15 protein-coding genes are annotated in these 21,437 nt (G+C 41.4%); 12 read left to right on the top strand and 3 right to left on the bottom strand.

Going from position 1 to position 21,437, the window contains the following annotated elements; all coding sequences use genetic code 11:
• Positions 1–129: 129 nt before the first annotated feature.
• The 8 genes from BVH04_RS17185 (at position 130) to BVH04_RS17145 (ending at position 11,505) form a co-directional block, all read left to right on the top strand.
• Positions 130–1,554, top strand: a complete 1,425-nt coding sequence (locus BVH04_RS17185) for a porin (protein WP_086542706.1) — start codon at positions 130–132, stop codon at positions 1,552–1,554.
• Positions 1,555–1,565: 11 nt separating this feature from the next.
• Positions 1,566–1,829: a DUF4212 domain-containing protein gene (locus tag BVH04_RS17180; protein ID WP_086542705.1), complete on the top strand. Its 264-nt coding sequence runs from the start codon at positions 1,566–1,568 to the stop codon at positions 1,827–1,829.
• A gap of 24 nt (positions 1,830–1,853) precedes the next feature.
• Entirely contained in the window at positions 1,854–3,539 is a 1,686-nt protein-coding gene (locus BVH04_RS17175; protein ID WP_086542704.1) for a sodium:solute symporter family protein, read from the top strand.
• Between the two features lie 287 nt (positions 3,540–3,826).
• Entirely contained in the window at positions 3,827–6,559 is a 2,733-nt protein-coding gene (locus tag BVH04_RS17165) for a sensor histidine kinase (RefSeq protein WP_086542702.1), read from the top strand.
• Positions 6,556–6,912 carry a response regulator transcription factor gene (locus BVH04_RS17160; RefSeq protein WP_086542701.1) on the top strand — a complete coding sequence of 119 codons (357 nt, stop codon included), beginning with the start codon at positions 6,556–6,558 and terminating at the stop codon, positions 6,910–6,912. The genes BVH04_RS17165 and BVH04_RS17160 overlap by 4 nt, the downstream gene beginning before the upstream one ends.
• A 22-nt stretch (positions 6,913–6,934) precedes the next feature.
• The gene (acs, locus tag BVH04_RS17155) at positions 6,935–8,827 is read left to right on the top strand and encodes an acetate--CoA ligase (protein WP_086542700.1); all 1,893 of its coding nucleotides are present in this window, start codon (positions 6,935–6,937) and stop codon (positions 8,825–8,827) included.
• A 63-nt stretch (positions 8,828–8,890) separates the two neighbouring features.
• Entirely contained in the window at positions 8,891–10,837 is a 1,947-nt protein-coding gene (locus BVH04_RS17150; protein WP_086542751.1) for a DUF294 nucleotidyltransferase-like domain-containing protein, read from the top strand.
• Positions 10,834–11,505, top strand: a complete 672-nt coding sequence (locus tag BVH04_RS17145; RefSeq protein ID WP_086542699.1) for a 3'-5' exonuclease — start codon at positions 10,834–10,836, stop codon at positions 11,503–11,505. Before BVH04_RS17150 ends, BVH04_RS17145 begins: the two co-directional genes overlap by 4 nt.
• Before the next feature lie 150 nt (positions 11,506–11,655).
• Here BVH04_RS17145 and BVH04_RS17140 read toward each other — a convergent pair whose 3' ends face one another.
• Entirely contained in the window at positions 11,656–13,059 is a 1,404-nt protein-coding gene (locus BVH04_RS17140; protein WP_086542698.1) for a DUF4403 family protein, read from the bottom strand.
• 71 nt (positions 13,060–13,130) lie between these two features.
• Between BVH04_RS17140 and ytxJ the strand changes: the two genes are divergently transcribed.
• The 3 genes from ytxJ to BVH04_RS17125 all read left to right on the top strand — a co-directional run bounded on the left by ytxJ (position 13,131) and on the right by BVH04_RS17125 (position 17,792).
• Positions 13,131–13,466, top strand: a complete 336-nt coding sequence (ytxJ, locus tag BVH04_RS17135) for a bacillithiol system redox-active protein YtxJ (protein WP_086542697.1) — start codon at positions 13,131–13,133, stop codon at positions 13,464–13,466.
• Between the two features lie 126 nt (positions 13,467–13,592).
• Positions 13,593–16,451 carry an outer membrane beta-barrel protein gene (locus BVH04_RS17130; RefSeq protein ID WP_086542696.1) on the top strand — a complete coding sequence of 953 codons (2,859 nt, stop codon included), beginning with the start codon at positions 13,593–13,595 and terminating at the stop codon, positions 16,449–16,451.
• Between the two features lie 270 nt (positions 16,452–16,721).
• A complete protein-coding gene (locus BVH04_RS17125) occupies positions 16,722–17,792 on the top strand; it encodes a BF3164 family lipoprotein (protein ID WP_086542695.1) in 1,071 nt (356 codons plus the stop codon).
• A gap of 274 nt (positions 17,793–18,066) precedes the next feature.
• Here BVH04_RS17125 and BVH04_RS17120 read toward each other — a convergent pair whose 3' ends face one another.
• On the bottom strand, positions 18,067–18,633 hold the full coding sequence (locus BVH04_RS17120) for a fasciclin domain-containing protein (protein WP_086542694.1): 567 nt from the start codon (positions 18,631–18,633) through the stop codon (positions 18,067–18,069).
• A 211-nt stretch (positions 18,634–18,844) separates the two neighbouring features.
• Here BVH04_RS17120 and pheS point away from each other — a divergent pair, with 211 nt between their 5' ends.
• Entirely contained in the window at positions 18,845–19,873 is a 1,029-nt protein-coding gene (pheS, locus tag BVH04_RS17115; protein ID WP_086542693.1) for a phenylalanine--tRNA ligase subunit alpha, read from the top strand.
• Positions 19,874–20,078: 205 nt separating this feature from the next.
• Here the strand turns inward: pheS and BVH04_RS17110 are convergent, their stop codons facing one another.
• Positions 20,079–21,431 (bottom strand): FAD-dependent oxidoreductase, encoded by a 1,353-nt coding sequence (locus tag BVH04_RS17110; protein WP_086542750.1) that lies wholly within the window; start codon positions 21,429–21,431, stop codon positions 20,079–20,081.
• Positions 21,432–21,437: the final 6 nt, after the last annotated feature.

Here is a 21,437-nt window from a genome sequence, read left to right as displayed (position 1 = left end):
TATTTTTATAGCTATATTTTTTTAACAAAAGTATAGCTTGTTTTTTTATTATTTCCAGAAAGCCTCCAACTTGATCGAAGTTATCGTCAGGGCCCGACTTTAATGTGAACTAGCAATAAACCCAAGATCATGAATTTAAAAACCCATTTTCTGACAATAGTCTTTTTGGCATTGCTATGTCAACAAGTCTATGCCCAAGGCCCGGTGACAGATAAACCACCAATCGATCATTCCTACAAGCCACTGACGCTAAATCTTTCAGCTGACGGAAGCAAATATGTGCGCTTCATCATATGGAATCAAATATGGGCAAGCGTCACGCAAAACAATCCCGGCACAATGGGAATCGATGGGATGGCGAAAAAAGCTACTGCAGATATTGGTATCCGTCGCGCAAGAATACTCGCTGTGGCGGAAGTTTCTCCAAAATTTCTCATCCTTGCCCATTTTGGAATCAACAATCAGACATTTGTAAATGGTGGAGCACCAGCAGGAGGAGCTTCAGGAAATGCTGGAAATCTACCAGTAATTGTGGATCCAGAAACTGGTTTGGGAAGTGCAACGGGTACCTCTGCAAAAAAGCCTCAACTATTTTTTCACGATATCTGGACTGAATACAAGATCACAGACTGGCTGTATGCCGGAGCGGGACTTCACTATTGGAATGGAATCTCAAGATTTACCAGTCATTCCACATTGAATTTCATGGCAATTGATGCGCCGATTTTCAATTGGCCAAACATTGAACTTACCGATCAATTTGCCCGACAAATGGGGATGTATACCAAAGGCACTATCGGGAAAATCAATTATCGATTAGCACTTAATAAGCCATTTGCTGTAGGTAGCGAAGGGAGATATGATGAAGCCACTCAAAGACCAATAGCAGCAAATACTCCGACCGATAATTGGGCTACACAAGGTTATGCCGCATTCCAATTCTTAGAAACGGAAAATAATAAGCTTCCATATTTCGTAGGAAGCTACCTCGGAACCAAAAAGATTTTCAACCTCGGGGCAGGCTGGTACCATCATGCTGGCTCCACTAGTTCCAAACTTGCTGATGGATCTATGCAGACGCACGATATGAAATTATTTGGACTGGATGCGTTTTTGGATATCCCTCTAAATAAAGCTACCGGTACAGCAATCACTTCTTATGCAGTTCTCTACTCCTATGATTTTGGTCCCAATTATTTAAGAAATATCGGAATCATGAATGTGGGGTTTGGTCCGGGAACTACACAGAATGGAAATGGAAACTTACAACCGACCATCGGGACCGGTACAATATTCTATACTTTACATGGCTTTCTATTACCAAGCTCTTTATTGAAAGATAAAGGTCGGCTTCAGCCATTTGCAGCGCTGACTCACAAAAACTTTGAATACTTTGATGATAGCAGCTGGCAATATGATCTTGGAATGAATTACTACATGAATGGTCATCAAGCCAAAATCACTTTTCAATACAGTCAGCGACCACTCTTTGAAAACTATAAAAAGTCCGGCTCTGCCGGGGAATTCGTCTTACAAACACAAATATTTCTCTAATCCAAAGCACCATGCCTAAACAAGACCCAAAAATGAAAGCCTACTGGAAGAAAAATCTCCAGACGCTCTTCGTATTACTGATCATCTGGTTTACCGTTTCCTTCGGTTTCGGAATCCTCCTGGTTGAACCACTCAACACAATCCAAATAGGGGGGTACAAACTCGGATTCTGGTTTGCCCAACAAGGATCCATCTTCGTCTTCGTCATTCTGATTTTCATCTATGTGGTCAGAATGAACAAGTTGGACAAAGAATTTGATGTAAACGAAGAATAAGCTCACCTAAAAAAGCAAAAAATTATGGAAATTTTAACCTGGACTTACATACTGGTGGGCGTTTCATTTGCCCTATACATCGGCATCGCGATCTACACGCGAGCAGGCTCCACCAAAGAATTTTATACCGCAGGTGGTGGAGTGTCTCCTCTTGCTAACGGTATGGCTACGGCCGCGGACTGGATGTCAGCAGCATCATTTATCTCTATGGCAGGGATTATCTCGTTTTCAGGCTATGACGGCTCTGTCTACCTGATGGGTTGGACCGGGGGCTATGTGCTTTTGGCACTTCTGCTTGCTCCTTATCTTCGGAAATTTGGGAAATTCACAGTGCCTGATTTCGTTGGCGATCGCTATTATTCCAATAAGGCCCGAGTGGTAGCAGTTATCTGCGCCTTGTTTATCTCCTTTACCTATGTTGCCGGGCAGATGCGCGGTGTAGGAATTGTGTTCTCGCGCTACTTGGAAATTCCTATCGAATGGGGAGTTGTCTTCGGGATGTGTATCGTGTTTTTCTATGCTGTTTTGGGAGGAATGAAAGGTATTACCTACACACAAGTAGCTCAATATTGCGTTTTAATCTTTGCTTTTATGGTTCCGGCCATCTTCGTATCCATGCAGCTGACTGGGAATCCGATTCCACAATTGGGATTGGGAAGCACGGTGGCAGACGGCACTTATTTATTGGACAAATTAGACGGAGTGCTGACTGAGCTTGGATTTGCCGCTTATACAGATGGGCGAAAAGGGATGGCGGATATTTTTATGATAACTCTGGCTTTGATGGTTGGAACGGCAGGATTGCCCCACGTGATTGTCCGCTTTTTCACCGTGCCACGAGTGAAAGATGCCCGCTTGTCTGCAGGCTACGCGCTAGTTTTCATTTCTATCCTTTATACCACAGCCCCTGCAGTGGCGGCATTTGGAATTTATAATGCAATAGACACAGTTAGCGAAAAGAGAATCGACAATTTACCTACTTGGGTCAATACTTGGGAAAAGACAAATCTGATCAAGGTTGAGGATAAAAATGGAGACGGTATAGTCCAGTACGTAGCTGATAAAAGCAAAAATGAATTAACTATAGATAAGGATATCATGGTATTGGCATCACCTGAGATCGCTCAACTTCCAAACTGGGTGGTTGGACTAGTAGCCGCTGGAGCAATGGCCGCGGCTCTTTCTACCGCAGCAGGATTACTTTTGGTGATTTCTACATCTGTTTCACGTGACCTTTTCCGCACCTTCAATCCAAATATGTCGGAGAAAAATGAACTTAGGATTGCCCGAATTGCAGCAGCAGGTGCAGTGGTAATCGCAGGTTATTTCGGAATCAATCCTCCGGGCTTTGTGGCCGAAGTCGTTGCCTTTGCCTTTGGCTTGGCAGCCGCATCTTTCTTTCCAGTAATCATAATGGGAATTTTCTCCAGTCGTATCAATAAAGAAGGAGCGATTGCAGGAATGATCTCTGGCTTAGTATTTACGCTCAGCTATATCATATTCTTTAAATTTATTAGCCCAGAATTGAATTCAGCTGATAATTGGTGGTTTGGAATCTCTCCCGAAGGAATCGGTTCCATAGGCATGTTTCTAAATTTCATAGTCTGCGTAGCGGTTTCTAAAATGACTCCTGCTCCTCCTCAGGAAGTACAGGATATGATTCAGGAAATTCGAATTCCTCGTGGCGCAGGCGCTGCTAACGAGCATTGATTTCAAAAGAAGGGAATCTCAGAATTATAGACCTGAGATTTCCTTCTTTTATATTTCAAAACTGGTAAATTCAATTGGATCTAAAATCGAAAACACCTTGAAAAGTCAACGTCTATGGGGAGTATTTCTGCTGGGATTTTTTCTTTTGAATTATCCTTTCCTAATGCTGTACAACAAGGATTTGATGATCTTGGATATTCCTGTACTCTACTTTTATATTTTCCTATTTCTTTTTGGAATGATCCTCCTGTCACGATTCGTAATCAAAAAATCGAAAAACGAAACGGATGCTTAGCCGGGAGGTCATCATATCGGTCACTTTTGGATATTTAATCCTCCTATTTGCTATTGCCTGGTACACAGAGCGGAAAGGCTCGCCATTAAAAAAATGGGCGAATCATCCTTGGGTGTATGCCTTATCATTGGCCGTTTATTGTACTGCTTGGACATTTTATGGCTCGGTAGGCAGAGCGGCAGAAAATGGCCTCGACTTTTTGGCGATATATGTAGGTCCTTGCCTGGTTGCTCCACTGTGGTGGCTGGTGATGCGGAAAATCATTCGCATCTCAAAGGCAATGAACATCTCTTCCATCGCAGATTTCATCAGTTCACGCTATGGCAAATCCGCCAATTTAGGTGCTTTGGTTACGATTTTCTGCCTTTTCGGGATTTTACCTTACATCTCTATTCAGATCAAAGGAATTTCCAATTCGTTAGATATTATGCAGCTGACTGAGACTCCCTTGGCTGCTGGTTCATTCTCCGTTTTTAGTGATTCTGGATTTTACCTTGCATTAGGCCTTGCACTTTTCACGATTTTCTTTGGCACACGAGCGATTGAGGCCACTGCCAGACACGAGGGATTAGTGATTGCTGTGGTCTTTGAATCGATCGTAAAGCTTTTTGCTTTTTTGGCAATTGGAATATTCGTTAGTTTTTTCCTTTTTGATGGGCTCACGGATATTTTTGCTCAGGCCAAAGTAGCTGATCTGTCCCATCTTTTCGTGCTGTCAGGAGAAAATGGAGTCTCCGATTGGTTCTGGATGGGTTTACTTTCCATGATGGCGGTGATGTTTTTACCCCGTCAGTTTCAGATGGGAATCATCGAAAACACTTCCGAAAAGCATCTTGACACCGCCATGTGGCTGTTCCCGCTCTATTTAGTGTTGATCAATGTATTTGTATTACCGATCGCTCTTTCTGGACTGATGATTTTCCAAAATCAGCCTGTGCTTGCCGATACCTTTGTTTTGGCAATCCCTTTGAAATTTGGACAAGAAGGATTGGCTGTTTTAGGATATTTAGGTGGGTTTGCTGCTGCCACCAGTATGATTATCGTCTCTACTATCTCACTCAGTACTATGGTCAGTAATAATTTGCTGATGCCGATTTTGGTAGCTAATGGTAATTTTTCGAAGCGATTTCAATCTAATCTCCCAGGTATTTTAATCTGGGGAAGACGCCTTACAATTCTGGCGATCATTCTACTTTCCTATTTTTATTTCAGAATTCTAGACACGGGTAGCTCTTTGGTCTCAACTGGTCTAATTTCCTTTGTCGCAATCGCACAATTGAGCCCGTCGATTATCGGTGGAATTTTTTGGAAAAAAGCCTCCAAATCGGGAGCAACAGTAGGACTTATCCTTGGAATGGGGATTTGGGGATTTACCTTGATTTTACCCACTTTCGCAAGTATCGGATTGGTGCCTAAGGAAATCTTAACTGACGGATTATTTGGCTATTCTTGGCTAAGGCCAAATAGCCTCTTTGGAATGGAAGGGATGAGCATCGTTTCTCACGCATTGTTTTTTAGTCTTTTTGCTAATATTTTATGCTTTGTAGCCATTTCTTTTTTTGCGAAGCAAAGCTCAAAAGAACTGAATCAAGCAGTGCTTTTTGTGGATATATTCAAGTATGACCAAAAACTGGACACCAACATTTTCTGGAAAGGTCAGGCCCAATTTTCTGCGCTACAGAGTCTACTCAATACTTTTCTCGGGGAAGAAAAATCTACCAAATCACTCAGTGATTTCAAATTGAACTATGGGAAACCATTTCAAAATGAGGGAATGGCAGATCCCGAGTTTGTCAGCTTTGCACAGCGAATCCTTTCCGGAGTGATCGGCGTAGCCTCAGCAAGAATATTAGTAGCCTCAGTAGTGAAGGAAGAAGAGATCAGTATGGACGAAGTGCTCAATATTTTGAAAGAAACGCAGGGAATTAAAAGTCTGAATCTAGAGCTAAAATCAAAAACCAAAGCTCTGAAAAAAGCTTCTGAAAAACTGAGTGAAGTTAATAAGGCCTTAAAACTAAACGACATGCTGAAAGACGAATTTATCTCTACTGTGACGCATGAAATGAAAACTCCCATCACATCGATTAGGGCATTTTCAGAAATTCTTCAAGATGAAAATCTAAATGAAGACGAGAAAAGACGATTTCTCCAGATTATCATAGACGAAACAGGCCGGATGACGCGACTAATTGACCAAGTCTTGGATTTAGAGCGATTTGATTCCGGGAGACAAACCTTAAATTGGGAAAAAACAGACTTGAAAAACTTGATTTTAGAAAGCGCAGAAAGTATGGAAAAGGTGTTTCTGGAAAAAAGTCTTGACTTTCAAATCGATTGCAGATTTGAAAAACTTTATTTACTTGTGGATCAGGATCGGATCAAGCAAGTTTTGCTCAATTTGCTAAGCAATGCCTCAAAATTTGCCAAATCCTCCGTCCAACTCATTGCAGTTGAAGAGGATCAAATGCTGTCCATAGCAGTTGCGGATGATGGAGTTGGGATTCCAGAGGAAGATCTTCCATATCTATTTGAAAAGTTTTTCCAGGCAAAAAATCAGACTCAAAAAAAACCAATTGGAACAGGTCTGGGCTTGGCTATTTCTAAGAAAATCATGGAATATCATTCAGGAACAATAGATGTAAGTACCGAGCCTGGAAAAACAGTTTTTCAAATTTGTATTCCTCTGCAGCAAGAAGCATTAACCCCCCACCCTTTAAGATCATGAATAAAATCCTCCTTGTAGATGATGAACCTAATATTTTACTTTCCTTGGACTTTCTCTTCAAGAAGGAGGGATACCAAGTGCTTATCGCACGAGATGGTGAGGAAGCTATGGCGCTTATACGAGATGAGATTCCTGATTTGATTATTTTGGATATCATGATGCCAAAAGTCGATGGCTATGAGGTTTGTGCCTTTGTCAAGGAAAACTACCTAAAAACCAAAGTGGTCTTTCTTTCTGCAAAAAGTAAAGAAAAGGACCTCCAAAAAGGATTAGCCCTTGGGGCTGATAAATATCTAACAAAGCCTTTTTCTACCAAAGAAATAGTCGCTGAAGTAAAAAAATTATTAAACTGAATAACAATAAAACACAAAACCCATGAGTGATCGAATTCATACCCTGAGCGGATATCTTTACGAATACCAAAAGAGTGTCACGCAGCCCGAAGAGTTTTGGGCGAGAATAGCCGATTCATTTCACTGGCGAAAACGCTGGAAAAATGTTTTAAAGTGGAATTTTAAAGATCCGGATGTGAAGTGGTTTGTGGATGGAAAGCTGAATATCACTGAAAATATTTTTGAGCGTCATCTTTATACTATTGGCGATCGACCAGCGATCATTTGGGAGGCTAATGATCCTAATGAAGCTGGGAGAACGCTTACCTATCGAGAGCTTTTTCATGAAGTGAATCGCTTTACGAATGCATTGAAATCTAAGGGAATTGGCAAAGGTGACAAAGTCATCATCTATATGCCGATGATTCCGGAAGCCGCTATCGCAATGCTGGCCTGTGCCCGAATCGGGGCAATACACTCGGTCGTATTTGCAGGATTTTCTAGTAACGCATTGGCAGATCGGATCACTGACTGCGGTGCAAAAGCGGTCTTAACATCGGATGGGAATTTCCGTGGAAACAAGACAATCGGTGTGAAATCCCTAGTTGATGAAGCCTTGGAAAAGAGTTCCGTTGAAACTGTGATTGTGTACCAGCGAACCAATCAGGAGGTAACCATGAAATCTGGGCGAGACCATTGGTGGCATGAAGTAATTGCTGGCGAGTCTGATCAAAATGTAGCCGAAGAAATGGACAGTGAAGACATGCTCTTCATTCTCTATACTTCAGGTTCGACAGGCAAGCCAAAAGGCGTGGTTCATACTACCGGCGGCTATATGGTTTATACCCAATATTCCTTTGAGAATGTATTTCAGTATTCGCCAGGCGATGTCTATTGGTGTACTGCTGATATCGGTTGGATTACCGGTCACTCCTATATTGTTTACGGGCCATTACTGGCAGGAGCTACAACTTTAATGTTTGAGGGGGTTCCAACCTACCCTGATGCCGGAAGATTCTGGGCAGTCTGCGAAAAACATAAAGTAAACATCTTTTACACCGCCCCAACGGCCATCCGAGCATTACAAGCTTATGGAACCGAACCAATCGAGGGCTATGATTTGAGTTCGTTAAAAGTGCTCGGCTCTGTCGGTGAACCGATTAATGAGGAGGCTTGGCATTGGTATCATACGCACATTGGTAAAAACAAATGTCCAATCGTTGATACTTGGTGGCAAACCGAAACTGGTGGAATTTTGATTTCACCAATTGCAGGAATCACACCTACCAAACCAGCTTTTGCTACGCTTCCACTTCCGGGGATTCAACTTTGCATCGTAGATCCTGAAGGAAATGAACTGACCGGAAACTCAGTAGAAGGAAATCTCTGCATCAAATTCCCTTGGCCTTCCATGGTTCGAACGACTTATGGCGATCATGAGCGCTGCAAGCAAACTTATTTCTCTACCTATCCTGGCATGTATTTCACCGGAGACGGGGTCAAGCGAGATCATGACGGCTACTACCGAATCCTCGGTCGAGTGGATGATGTGATGAATGTCTCAGGTCACCGAATGGGAACCGCCGAAGTTGAAAATGCGATCAACGAACATCCGTTGGTCATCGAATCGGCTGTAGTAGGCTATCCGCATGAAGTTAAAGGTCAGGGAATCTATGCCTATGTGATCTGCGATATGACCAACCGAACCGAGGATAATCTTGTCAATGAGATCAAAGAGATGGTTTCTAAGATGATTGGCCCGATAGCCAAGCCAGACAAAATTCAAATCGTAGCCGGGCTTCCAAAAACCCGCTCAGGTAAGATCATGCGTAGAATCCTGCGGAAAGTAGCCGAAGGGAGTCTTGACAGCATGGGAGACACCAGTACCTTGCTCGATCCAGAGGTGGTGGAGAAAATTATCGAAGGCAGGAAGTAAAATCAGAAAGCAAAAGTGAGAAATCTAAAAAATTTTAGACTTCTCACTTTATAATTGATACTTATCATGAATGTTATCGTCCACCGGGTAGCAGAATTTCTCAAGCGGTTTCCTCCTTTTTCTTTTCTTTCAAAAGAAGTTTTGGAAAAAGTGGCTGGCTCCGTGGAAATCCGCTATTTGGAAAAGGGCGAGATCCTTTTTAGACAAGGACAAGCTGCCGAAACCCATTTTTATATTCTAAAAGAAGGGGTAATTATTCTGACGGAATCCATCCAAAATCAAGAGGAAATTCGAGATGAATGCGATGAAGGTGATGTCTTTGGAGTTTTAGCCTTATTGGGAAAGCGGCCCTATGTACTCTCTGCAAAAGTGCAGGAAAACAGTCTTGTCTATGCGATTCCTGTTTCTGTCTTTGAAGAAGTTCTGGAGCAAAATAGTAGAGTTGCCCTGTATTTTGCGGCAGGCTTTGCTTCAGGCCAAGTCGTGATAAGACAGGATCTTTCTACTGGGCAAAAAGCCCGTGGAGCATTTAAGAATGAATCCCGCGATCATTCGCTGATGATTTTTTCGGATCAATCAGAAATTAAATTTTCGGAAAAAGTATTGATTTGTAGCCCAGAACATACGATCCAAGAGGCTGCCGAACTTATGAGCGAGAAGCATGTCGGCAGTATCGTCGTATGCAGATCGGATTTGAAACCACTTGGGATAATTACCGATAAGGACCTTCGCAACAAAGTAGTTTCAAAAGGAATTTCACTGGAGACAGCAGCTTCCAAAATCATGAGCGCACCTATTTTGACCCGAAGAAAGGATACTTCTTTTTCAGATCTGTATCTAACCATGATTAAGAATCGCTTGCATCATTTAGTCCTGACCGAAGATGGAACTGACCAAAGCCCGGTTTGCGGGATTATCTCTGATCATGACGTGCTGCTCTCAATGGGAAATAGCCCTGCCGTATTGATTCACGGCCTGATGAATACGCTGGATCTGAAAGAAATGAGACTTATCCGGGATCAGGCAGAGCAAATGCTCCGCTACTATCTTGAAAATGAACTGACCATGGATTTTGTGGCATCGGTGATGACCGAAGTCAATGATATCATCATCAAGCAAGCGCTCCGAATCGCAGAAAATTCATTGGCAAATGAGGATGAGGTACTTCGGAAAATTCCGTATTGTTTCCTTTCACTAGGATCTGAAGGTCGAGAGGAACAACTTCTTCGTACTGACCAAGACAATGCCTTGGTCTACGAAGACGTGCCAGAAGCTTTGGACGAAGAGGCCCATGCATACTTTCTAAAGCTTGGAACGGCAATGGTCGAAGTACTCCTTGCCTGCGGCTTTGCCTCCTGCCCTGGAGATATCATGGCAAGTAATCCGAAATGGGTGCAGCCCATGAGCAAATGGAAAAGTTTTTTCACCGAATGGATCATCAGACCGACTGAAGAGGCAATCTTGAGCTCCACCATTTTCTTTGATTTCAGAGCTGTGGCTGGAAATCTTGGATTGGGCGAAACGCTGAGTTTACATATCTACGAGGAGATTCAGAAAAAGAAAATCTTCTTGAATTTTCTGGCAAAAAATGCGTTAATGAATCCTCCGCCACTTGGGTTTTTCAAGGATTTTGTAGTGGAAAAGTCAGGCGAGCACAAAAATGAATTTGATATCAAATCAAGAGCGATGATGCCTTTGGCTGACTTGGCGAGACTTCTGGTGCTAAGTCATGGGGTGATTGGGGTGAATAATACCTTTAAGCGATTTGATCGTCTGGCAGAGTTGGAGCCAAATTACGAGGCTCTTTTTAAGCAGGCGGCAAAAGCTTATGAAATCCTAATGCGTACCCGTGCATTGGAAGGGCTCAAAAATCAATCTAGTGGACGATTTATTCAGCCTGAAAGTCTCGGGAAATTAGAGCGGCAATTGCTGAAAAACACCTTTTCGCCGATCAACGAACTTCAAACTATCGTAAAAGTCCGCTTTCAATTAGACTATTTTCCATCATGAGCTGGTGGAATTTTGGTCAAAAAAAAGTGAAAAAAGCTGATTTTGTGGAAGCTTTTCTTCTCAAGAATCAAAAGCAAATCCCGGCTATCCGGAGTCTTGACCAACTTGAATTTACCGTCTTTGATACGGAGACTACAGGGCTTTCGATAAAAGACGATTATATCCTTTCATTAGGAGCAGTAAAAATCCGGGATCAACGAATTTTGATCGAAACAGTATTGGAGCTCTATCCTAATTCTTCAAAATCCGGGAAAAAAACCGCCGCAATCCACGGATTGATCGAACGCGAGAATCAAATTCAGATTCGGGATTTTGCGGAGCAAAGCTTAGAATACTTCGGGAATTCAATTTTGGTAGCTCAACACATTGGCTTTGATTCAGAAATGATGCAAAAGGCTTGTAGGCCTTTTGGCTTGGAGAAGCTACCGAATCCCATGATAGATACCATGTCTTTTGCAATCCGGCTAGAACTGGGACCTCATGCGGATCAAAGCCAAGTCAAACCGGAGGATTATGGATTAGACGCCCTTTGTCATCGATACCTGATCCCAACAGAAGATCGTCATACTGCAGCCGGAGATGCATTTCTGACTGCACAGCTTTTATTGAAACTTTTAAAAAAGGCTCAAGCCAGAGGAATTGAAAACTTCGGGCAGTTGATTCGTTAAGGAGTTTTACTGTCAAATAATAAATGAAACCACTACTTCACATAGAGTTAGTATAACAACTATTTTCAAGGTTTATGCCTTGAATCTTGTCAAAAAGATGAAGTAATTATTCTTATAAACTTGACGGGAACCGACCAAAAAATTGCTCAATTACTTCCATTCCACCCCTACACTGCCAGCTGCTTTGAATTGGATTAGCAATTCATTTTTCAAAGGATGGAAGCCGGCAGGAATAATTTCCAAGTTTTGGATTTTCAAATTGGCTATTGGAGTCGAAAGCCCTAATCGATTCTGAATGCTTCCCATGCTTTCGTCGATTAAATCTCCAATGGGGAGTACTGCCCTTCTTTCAATACTGCGGATAATTTTGCGTTTTTTCAGACCAACTCCTGTCTGTGCCCCGAAGTTTCCACTTTCCATTTTGAAATTAATATCCTCGAAAACCAGGCTTTGAGTAGCAGCATTATATTCCGGCTGGCCCACTACAAATAGAGTTCCGCTAAGAGTTTTACCATTAGTCTGTTCAGCAGTGAAATCCATATTTATAGCCAATAAATCCCCAAAAGCTTGGGTCTTGATATTGGATGGAATCAGGGTAGTTTTCTTGTCCACGCGAAATGCCTTCCCCTCCAAATTCTGCTTTAAAAGCTCGTCAAGCTTAGCATAGCTTACTGATAAAGGGATGGTAATCTCTAATTCATTCTTAGAATTATCATTTTGACTGAGTCCTGGAAGCGGGAAAGCCCGTGAAGGTGCAGCCTCTGCAGGGTGAGAATTAATCTTTCCATTCATGCCAAGCCAGAGATTGTAATTCTGATCATCATCAAAGAACTCTTTGATTTTCAATTGCTGTGGCTGGATGGAAAATGCGGTATTCCCTCCCAACCACTCAATAGAAAAAGGTTTGCCAACTTGCGCCCAAGCGAGATCTACCATGGTTTTTAAACTTGCAATCTCTTTTCCTCCTGTTAGATTTTCATTTCCCCATTTCCTTAATTCTTTGCTCAACAGACCACTCAGATCCACTTGCATTCCCAGTACTTCCACCGCTAGATTTCCCCCCAAATCCATCAATTCAAAACTTTCGGCGCCTAAACTCCAATCTGGATTGATGACTGGGTCTATCACAAAGACAGGCGCAAAATCCTCGTTCAAAGGCAATTTGGATTGAAATAAACTTCCCAGCCCTTTAGGCTTTAAGCCTACTTCCCCCACGACATTTATAGGTACAGTCAGCTGAATTCGCTGACTATCCAGCGCTGTCCAACTGATTTTTCCATTTCTCATCAGTTGAAAATCACCTGTAATTCCACTGCCCATATCCAGTCCTTTTTCCTGAAGTAGTAGGGTTGGGATCTGACCATTCAGGAGTTTACTCAATGTTTCTTTAGGGATTTTTAAAGGCACATTCACATCAGTTGTAGCAATGGGCGGTGGAGTGCTTCTCCCTGGATTGACAGCAGGGTTTATACTTTTGCAGGAAAATAAGACAAGACCTATTAAAACGATAGGTATCGGAAAGTTTATAAATCGCCGGTGGAACTGTATTTTCATAAATGAAGTTTGGTTTTCAATGGGTGATCTTTCTTCTACAACTATTGCCCCAAAAATATAAAACGTAAGAAATGAATTGGAATAAACTCACTCAACCCGGCCAAATACAGGAAATCAAAGCACTAAGCGAAGAGAAGCCCGTCTTTATTTTCAAGCATAGTTCCAGATGTTCGATCAGCAGTATGTCTTTAGATCGATTACTTCGCAAATGGAAAGACTCGGATGCCGAGAAAGTGACGCCTTATTTTTTGGATTTGATAGCAAGCCGTGATTTGTCAGATTTGGTGGCTAAAGAATTCCGAATCCCTCATGAGTCACCGCAATTATTGCTGATAAAGAACGGTGAGGTTGTGTATGATAACAGCCACTTTGAGATCTCCTATGCAGATCTCATGGGGAAAATATAGTTGTTCTGATATTTAAATGGTTTTTGCGCCATTTATCCGTCCCAATATCCATTCTTGTTTTTATTCAGATGCAGACTAAACCTTTGGCCTAATCTACTGGTCAAAGTAGTAGAAAATTGCAGCCACATGAAGAAAAACTACTCTTTTATTATCCTGATTTTTAGCCTATTAATTGGCACTTCAGCTTTCGGACAGCGGCCTACGGGTCAAGATCGTCCGGAAAGAAAATTCACAGGAACCGTCATGGACGGAACTGCGAAAACACCAATGGTCGGTGCAAATGTGCTAATCAAAACAGTGACAGATTCACTTTTGTCTGGAACTGTGACAGATGGTAAAGGACAATTTGAAATTGTAAGACCAAACATTCCTTCTGTAAAAATCGAAATCAAATTTATAGGTTATCAAACAATCACCAAGACGCATTCATTCAGAGATCCAATTGATCTGGGAGTATTGACACTTGTAGAAGACTCACAAGTGCTAGGAGAGGTAGTGATAGAAGGTCAAAGTCCATTGGGAGAAATGAGAGGTGATACTACTTCATTCAATGCCAGTGCATTCAAAACCAAGGAAAATGGTATGGCTGAAGATCTGGTAAGGAAACTACCGGGAATCACCATTACAAATGGACAAGTCGAAGCACAGGGAGAAGCAGTACAAAAGATCTTGGTAGATGGACGTGAATTTTTTGGTTCTGACCCAAATATCGCTCTGAGAAATCTTCCTGCCAATGCCATAGATCGTGTAGAAGTCCTTGATCAAAAATCTGATCAAAGTAGATTGACCGGCTTTGATGATGGGACCTATACAAAGACTATCAATATTATTTTGAGAGCTGACAGTAAAAATGGTCAGTTCGGTAGAGCATATGCTGGCTACGGAACGGACGATAGATATAATGCTGGAGGAAGTTTAAATTTGTTTAGCGGAGACAGGCGAATGTCTATACTTGGACTGTTCAACAATATCAATCAACAAAACTTCTCAAGCGATGATCTTGCAGGAGTGAATGCAAACGCATCGGGCGGTGGCGGTGGTGGAAGAGGTCGTGGAGGATTTGGTGGCGGCAATAACAACTTCTATGGAGGAAATGATATAGGAACTATTACTACCAATGCGATGGGACTTAACTACAGCGACAAGTGGGGCTCCAAAGTCAATTTTACAGGAAGTTATTTTTTCAATAATACGCAGAATAACCTTAGACAAATCACCAATCGCCAAACTGTAATTAATGAAAGTACCACCCAGAATTATCAAGAAAACCTGATCAATTCACTGGAAAATTTCAATCACAGAGCAAATGCACGAATCGAAGCTGATCTGAATGAAAAAAATTCTTTAATTATTACCCCAAGTATTTCATTCCAAACAAATAAAACGTTCAGCGATAGAGATGCCTTGACTTTGGCAAATAATACGGATTCTCTTTCCTCACTTCGCTCTATCACAAATGCTGAGACTAGTTCTTATAATATCGGAAACAACCTGACATACCGCTATAAGTTTGATAAGAAAGGAAGGACTTTTTCTACGGATATAAATACTTCTTGGAACAATAGAGACCAGACCTCTGAACTGTTGGCAGCAAGTATAGATTATCGAAGAGATCAAATTGACACTACACTACAGGACACGTATTTACTCTCTCAAGGCTTCAACTATCGAGTAAATGCAACTTTAACAGAGCCACTAAACGAAAAATCAATAGCTACTATCGGCTATCAGGTTGGTAATAACAAGACAGATTCAAATCAAAAGACCAGAGTGCTCAACGATGAAAGCATTGCTGTTCTGGATACAGCCCTGAGTAATGAGTTTAATAACAAGTTCATCACACATAGACTACGAACGGGCTATGCATACACCAATCAAGGATGGAATTTGAATTTCAATCTTGATTACCAATATGCTAAAATGGATAATGAGGCTTTCTTTCCTACAGAAGGCGTCTTCACTCGTGATTTCAATAACATCTTGCCTAGCGCAAATGTCAGCTTCAGAAATAGAGAAACTGGAATAAACTTCCGTATAAGATATAGAACAAGCACTGATGAGCCTTCTGTAAGTCAGCTTCAGAATGTGGTAAATAATCAAAATCCACTTAGTTTGAGTGTAGGTAACCCTACGTTGGCTCAGAGTTTTCAGAACAACATATTTGCTAACATTGGTAAATTCGACGTGAAGAATAACCGCAGTATGTTCATGTTTGTAAATATCTCAACCACGAACAATTATATTGGAAGCAGTACCTTCATCGCCTCTCAGGATACCCTGATTAATAATGAGATATTGCTGCGTCCGGGAGGACAGATTAGTCAGCCAGTCAACTTGAATGGGAACTTCAGCAGCCGCTTTTTCTTTACCTACGGCGCACCTATCAAGGGAATCAAAACCAATATCAACCTAAATACTAGAGTAGGATTCAACCGAACTCCTGGGATAATCAATGGTGAGAAAAATATCAATGACAACATTAATCTTGGTCAGGGAATCACTTTTACTTCCAACATCAGCAAGGATTTTGACTTTACCATAAGTACTACCGGTACTTATACCATTGTTAATTCAAGCTTGCAAGAGAATCTAAACAACAATTATTACATCCAAGAATCAAACCTACGCTTGTATTACTCGCCAAATGGTGGAAAGCTATTCATGGGAAATACGATCAACAATAACCTTTACCGTGGACTTTCCGAAGGATTTGATCAGTCGGTTTGGCTTTGGAATATCGAGGCTGGATATAGATTCGCGAAAAATAACAAAGCCGAGATGAAATTAGTCATCTTCGATTTGCTCAAGCAGAATAACAGTATCTTACGTACCATCTCAGATGTATCCGTATCAGATGTTTATACCAATGTTTTGACTCGCTATGGCATGCTGACATTCACTTATATCTTAGGTAACTTCAAGCAGCCAGAGCCTTCTAATAACCCTTGGGAGCGTGGCAGACCAAGTGGTGGCAGAACTTGGTAGAAACTGACTTACGAAATTTGAATTAAGAGTTACGAGATTAAAAGATCTTGAAACCGACTGGATGATTTCAGTCGGTTTTTTGTGAGGGGAAAATTGACCGCGAAGGACACTGAGTTTAGCGCATATTGCACAGCTAAACGATTAAGCTCCTCCTAGATAAATTGATTAGGCTAGTTGAAAAGGCGAATATGCCTACATATAAAAAATAGCTTTGACAACATAAATTGAATTAGTAGTTTAACTCGACCATGAACACATTGACTTTTAGCTATGAACAAATTCATTCTATTCATATTACTTTTTGTACTAGTTTCTTGTGAAAAAGAAGTTGAAGTAGAAAGCCAACGAATCATAAAAAAGGAGGATTTCAAAGAGATTTCGATCAGCTCAGAAAAGCACTTTTTTGAGGAAATAATAAACCCATCTGGTATTGGGCTTTCCCATGACAAAATTCTAATCTCTGAAGCTTGGCGTGTACCTGAAGAACACCCACGCATGCATTTGGTCAATACTTCCAACTGGACTTATGACAAACCAAAAGGTAAGCACGGACAAGGGCCACTCGAAATTACTGATGCAGCCCAGTTTTTGTTTTCGCCCGATCCAGACACATTTTGGATTTACAATATGAATCGGAGAAAGCTAGTTCAATTTTCAACAACAGACAGTACTCTTCTGGGAGTGAAAGACTGGAAATTGTCTGAACCAATGGCAATGATTCATTTTGTGGAGATAGGTTCCGACAGTACTTACCTCGCATCGCCTTGGGATGGTCTGGAGAAACTATTGGAGTTCAATCGAGAAGGAGAATTAATAGGCAAGTATGGAGAATGGGAAAAAATTCCTGAGAGGCCAGATCTCGAATTGAAGCAGGTTTCGGAAATGAGCACTGGCTGGTTGGACGGAAATCCTAATACCGGAATTTTTGTCAAATCAAGCTTGTACCGAGATCTCATTACAATATTTGACTATAATGAGAAGGAATTTATCACATTAAGTGGTCCAAATTTAGAATTGCCACTTTTTGATATTCACGAGACTTCGGGCCCATCTATATTTTTTAGACCAGACACGAAGTATAGATATAGGGATGTAGCTATTTCTTCAAAATACATATTTGCTCTTTACGCCGGGCGTAGTCAGATAGAGTATAATCAAACTGGAATAGTTGCCGAAGAAATATTAGTTTTTGACCACAAAGGAAAACCACTTTGGAATCTAAAATTGGATAGATCAATTATTCAAATTGTAATTAATGAACAGACCAACGAAATCTACGGACTCACTACCGATGAAGATCCGGGGATTGCATTATTTCAGATTCCTGGGGAGCTTTTGTGAAAAAACCGCAAACGGGGATTTAAGTAAATCTGGGAGGAGATATCGATACATGTAAATTGTAGGAAGTTGAGAGTCTTAAAGGCAGTCATGAGACTGCAATGTCATCGATCCAAGTCATGAGAATTGAATCAAATGGGCCAGCTTGTGGAGAAGCAGGCTAACAAAAGTTTAGCGCCCTCCGCGAAAAACTCTGTCAGCTCTGCGGTTAAAGAAAAAGCAAGCAAAAAAGCCGACTCCATCAGGAGCCGGCTTGGCAATCGGGTAACAAGCAACTTTACATTTTAGGAAGAACCACCGTATCTACTGAGTGGATCACACCATTTGATTGCCATACATCCGCAATTGTTACCTTTGATTCTCCACCATTTTCGTCAGAGATATAAAGATCTGTACCTTTCATCCAAGCAGTTAGTTTGCCACCCTGAACTGTCGTAAGAACAGCTTTACCATCTCCTTTTTTGATTGCAGCAGCGATTTCTTTGGATCCCATTTTACCAGCTACAACGTGATAAGTCAGTACCGCCTGTAGTTGTGCTTTGTTTTCAGGCTTCAAAAGTGTTTCTACTGTTCCAGCTGGAAGTTTATCAAAGGCCATATTATCTGGAGCAAATACTGTAAATGGTCCAGCTCCCTGAAGAGTTTCCACCAATCCAGCAGCTTTTACAGCGGCAACCAACGTCGTGTGATCGGCAGAATTCACTGCATTTTCGATGATATTTTTAGAAGGATACATCTCTGCGCCACCTACCATTTTTGTTTTTTCCATTTGAGCAAAGGCCATGTTTGCAGAAAGAAAAATAAATGCTGCGAAAGCCACTTTGAAGAAATTTTGAATTTTCATGATCTTGTTAGTTTGATGATTTTTTTGGTTTCTTTATTTGGGATGAGATACGAGCACTTCTATTTCAGTGGATTTAGTGCCCTTCAAAAAAGATTTCTATTCTTGATCATTAAGCAAGCTTTTCACTGAGTACTTTATTGCATTCCCTTTGCCTTTTATATCCAAAAAACCCCAAAAGCATTAGCTTTGTGGCTTGATTAACTAGTAAGTGATGTATCAGGAGAAAATCGAATCGATTACAGCAGCTATTGCAGCAGCAGATGCCAACAGCCCAGAGGAATTGGAAGCCTACAGAATGGAGTATATCTCCAAGAGAAGTGTGGTGGGGGAGCTTTTTGCCGGCATGGGGAAAATCCCCAATGAGGAGAAAAAATCCTATGGTCAGCTGGTAAATGGTGTAAAGCAGCTTGCTGAAGCGAAGTTCCAAGAGCTGATCGAAAAAGTAAATCAAGCTAACAAGAAGTCTAAATCTGTAGATATTGATCTGACTCTACCTCCTTCCAATCAAAGTCTTGGAGGGATTCATCCTCTGACAGCTACTCGTCAGCGTATCATTGAGATCTTCGAGAGGATTGGTTTCAACCTTTCCGAGGGACCTGAAATCGAAGATGATTGGCATAACTTCACCGCGCTGAATTTCCCTGAAAATCACCCTGCTCGTGAGATGCAGGATACATTTTTCATTGAGAAAAACCCTGATATCGCACTCAGAACGCATACTTCCTCTGTGCAGGTACGAGTGATGGAAAATCAAAAACCTCCGATTCGTACGCTTTCTCCAGGCAGAGTTTATAGGAATGAAGCAATCTCTGCGAGAGCACATTGCATTTTCCACCAAGTGGAAGGGCTGTATGTTGACGAGAATGTAGGCTTTGCTGATTTAAAGAATACGCTTTATCACTTTGCGAAAGAGATGTTTGGCAAAGAAACCAAAGTACGATTTAGGCCATCTTATTTCCCATTTACCGAGCCAAGTGCTGAGATCGATATCACATGTCTGATCTGTGGAGGCAAAGGCTGCAATGTCTGTAAAGGCAGTGGCTGGGTAGAGATCGGCGGATCAGGAATGGTGGATCCAAATGTATTGGAGAACTGTGGAATTGATTCTAAAAAATATACAGGCTTTGCCTTCGGAATGGGTATCGAGCGAATCGCGATGCTGAAATATCAGATCAAAGATTTGAGGTTATTCACTGAAAATGATGTGAGATTCCTGAGGCAGTTTAGGACAGTTTTATAAAAAGCAATGGCGTTGAGAACTCAGCGCCTTTTTTGTGAATGTATTTTTTTTACCGCAGAGGTCACAGAGTTCCGATAATTATCGGGATGCGCGGAGGGGGCAAGTGGAGTTTTTTGTTGTCCTGCTTCTCCAGAAGGGGAACAGCGTAAATTTTATCTGTTCCTTCTCTGTAAAATCTTCGAGTCCTTTGCGGTTTAAAAAAGCATCAAACCGCTTTTGCTGTTTCCATTTTATAGATAATATCCTCGTAATCCAGTTTATTCCAGTTTTCAGTGATCAGCGGATCAGCCATTACACGATCCATGATTGCTTGTTGAAGCTTTCCTTGAGTATAAGCTTCCGAATACCTCATATCCGTAAACGTCACCATAGAATACAATGGAATCCAATCATTTGGATACAATTCGTAAAGTTTTGCTTCGATTTTCTTGCGAAGGACAAACTTAGGATCGGCCACAGAATCTCTCATTTCTTCAAAATTCTCCATCGCCAATTGACAGATCGCATCGGTATCTATTTTTCTCTTTTTCTGGAATTTTTCAAAGACCAAATCCCAGGAATTTGTCCCGAACTTATCAATCAAGCCATTTAAAATCGAGCAATCTTCAAATCCGCAGTTCATGCCTTGCCCATAAAAGGGAACCATTGCATGACTGGCGTCTCCCATCAGCAAACTCGTGCCCTGTACCCATGGAAAACATTCCACATTGATCAAAGCTGAAGTTGGATTAGCAAAAAACTCAGTCTTCAGATCTGGCATCAATTGGTATGCATCATCAAAATAGTTAGAGAATAAAATCACAAGATCTTTCTCATCATTGATTTTATCAAAGCAAATTTTGGATCCGCTGTGGGGCAAAAATAGTGTACAAGTAAATGTTTTATCAGGATTTGGAAGTGCGATCAGCATAAACTTGCCTCTTGGCCAGATATGCAATGCATTTGGATCCATTGCAAACTTACCATCTGCAGTTGCCGGGATGGTCAGCTCCTTGTATTCATGCGTGATGTATTCCTGCTTATAATTGAATCGGATTTGCTTTTGCATCGCCAATCTAAGTGAGGAATAAGCTCCGTCAGATCCAAATAAAACAGGCGCAATGACTTTCTTTTCGCCCTCTGGCGTCTGAAAATTGATCTCCTGATTGCGGAAATCTACATCAGTACACTTGTGATCAAAATTGAATTTGATGCCCAAGCGTTCTCCTTCTTCTACAAGTAACTGATTAAATTTTCCTCTGGAAAGGGAATAAATAGCCTGATTCTCTTTTCCGTAGGAAATAAAAGTAGTGCCCCCATGCTCATCGTGAACCCTTCGGCCATACATAGGAATAGCCAAAGGCATCACTTTTTCCGTTAGTCCAACTTCTTCCAGCGCCTTCCATCCGCGATGACTAAGCGCCATGTTGATGGATCTTTTGCCCTCATCAAAGGTAGACTTGCGCTTATCAGGTCTCTTATCATAGACTTCTACTGCTAAGCCCTGACGCTTAAGATATATAGCCATTAGAGAACCTATTAATCCGGCTCCTAATACGGTCACTTGATTTTTTTCCATTTGGAT

The organism is Algoriphagus antarcticus (assembly GCF_002150685.1).
GTDB classification, from domain to species: domain Bacteria; phylum Bacteroidota; class Bacteroidia; order Cytophagales; family Cyclobacteriaceae; genus Algoriphagus; species Algoriphagus antarcticus.
The sequence above is the reverse complement of the archived record's forward strand: the minus strand, read 5'-3'. Positions and strand labels throughout refer to the sequence as shown.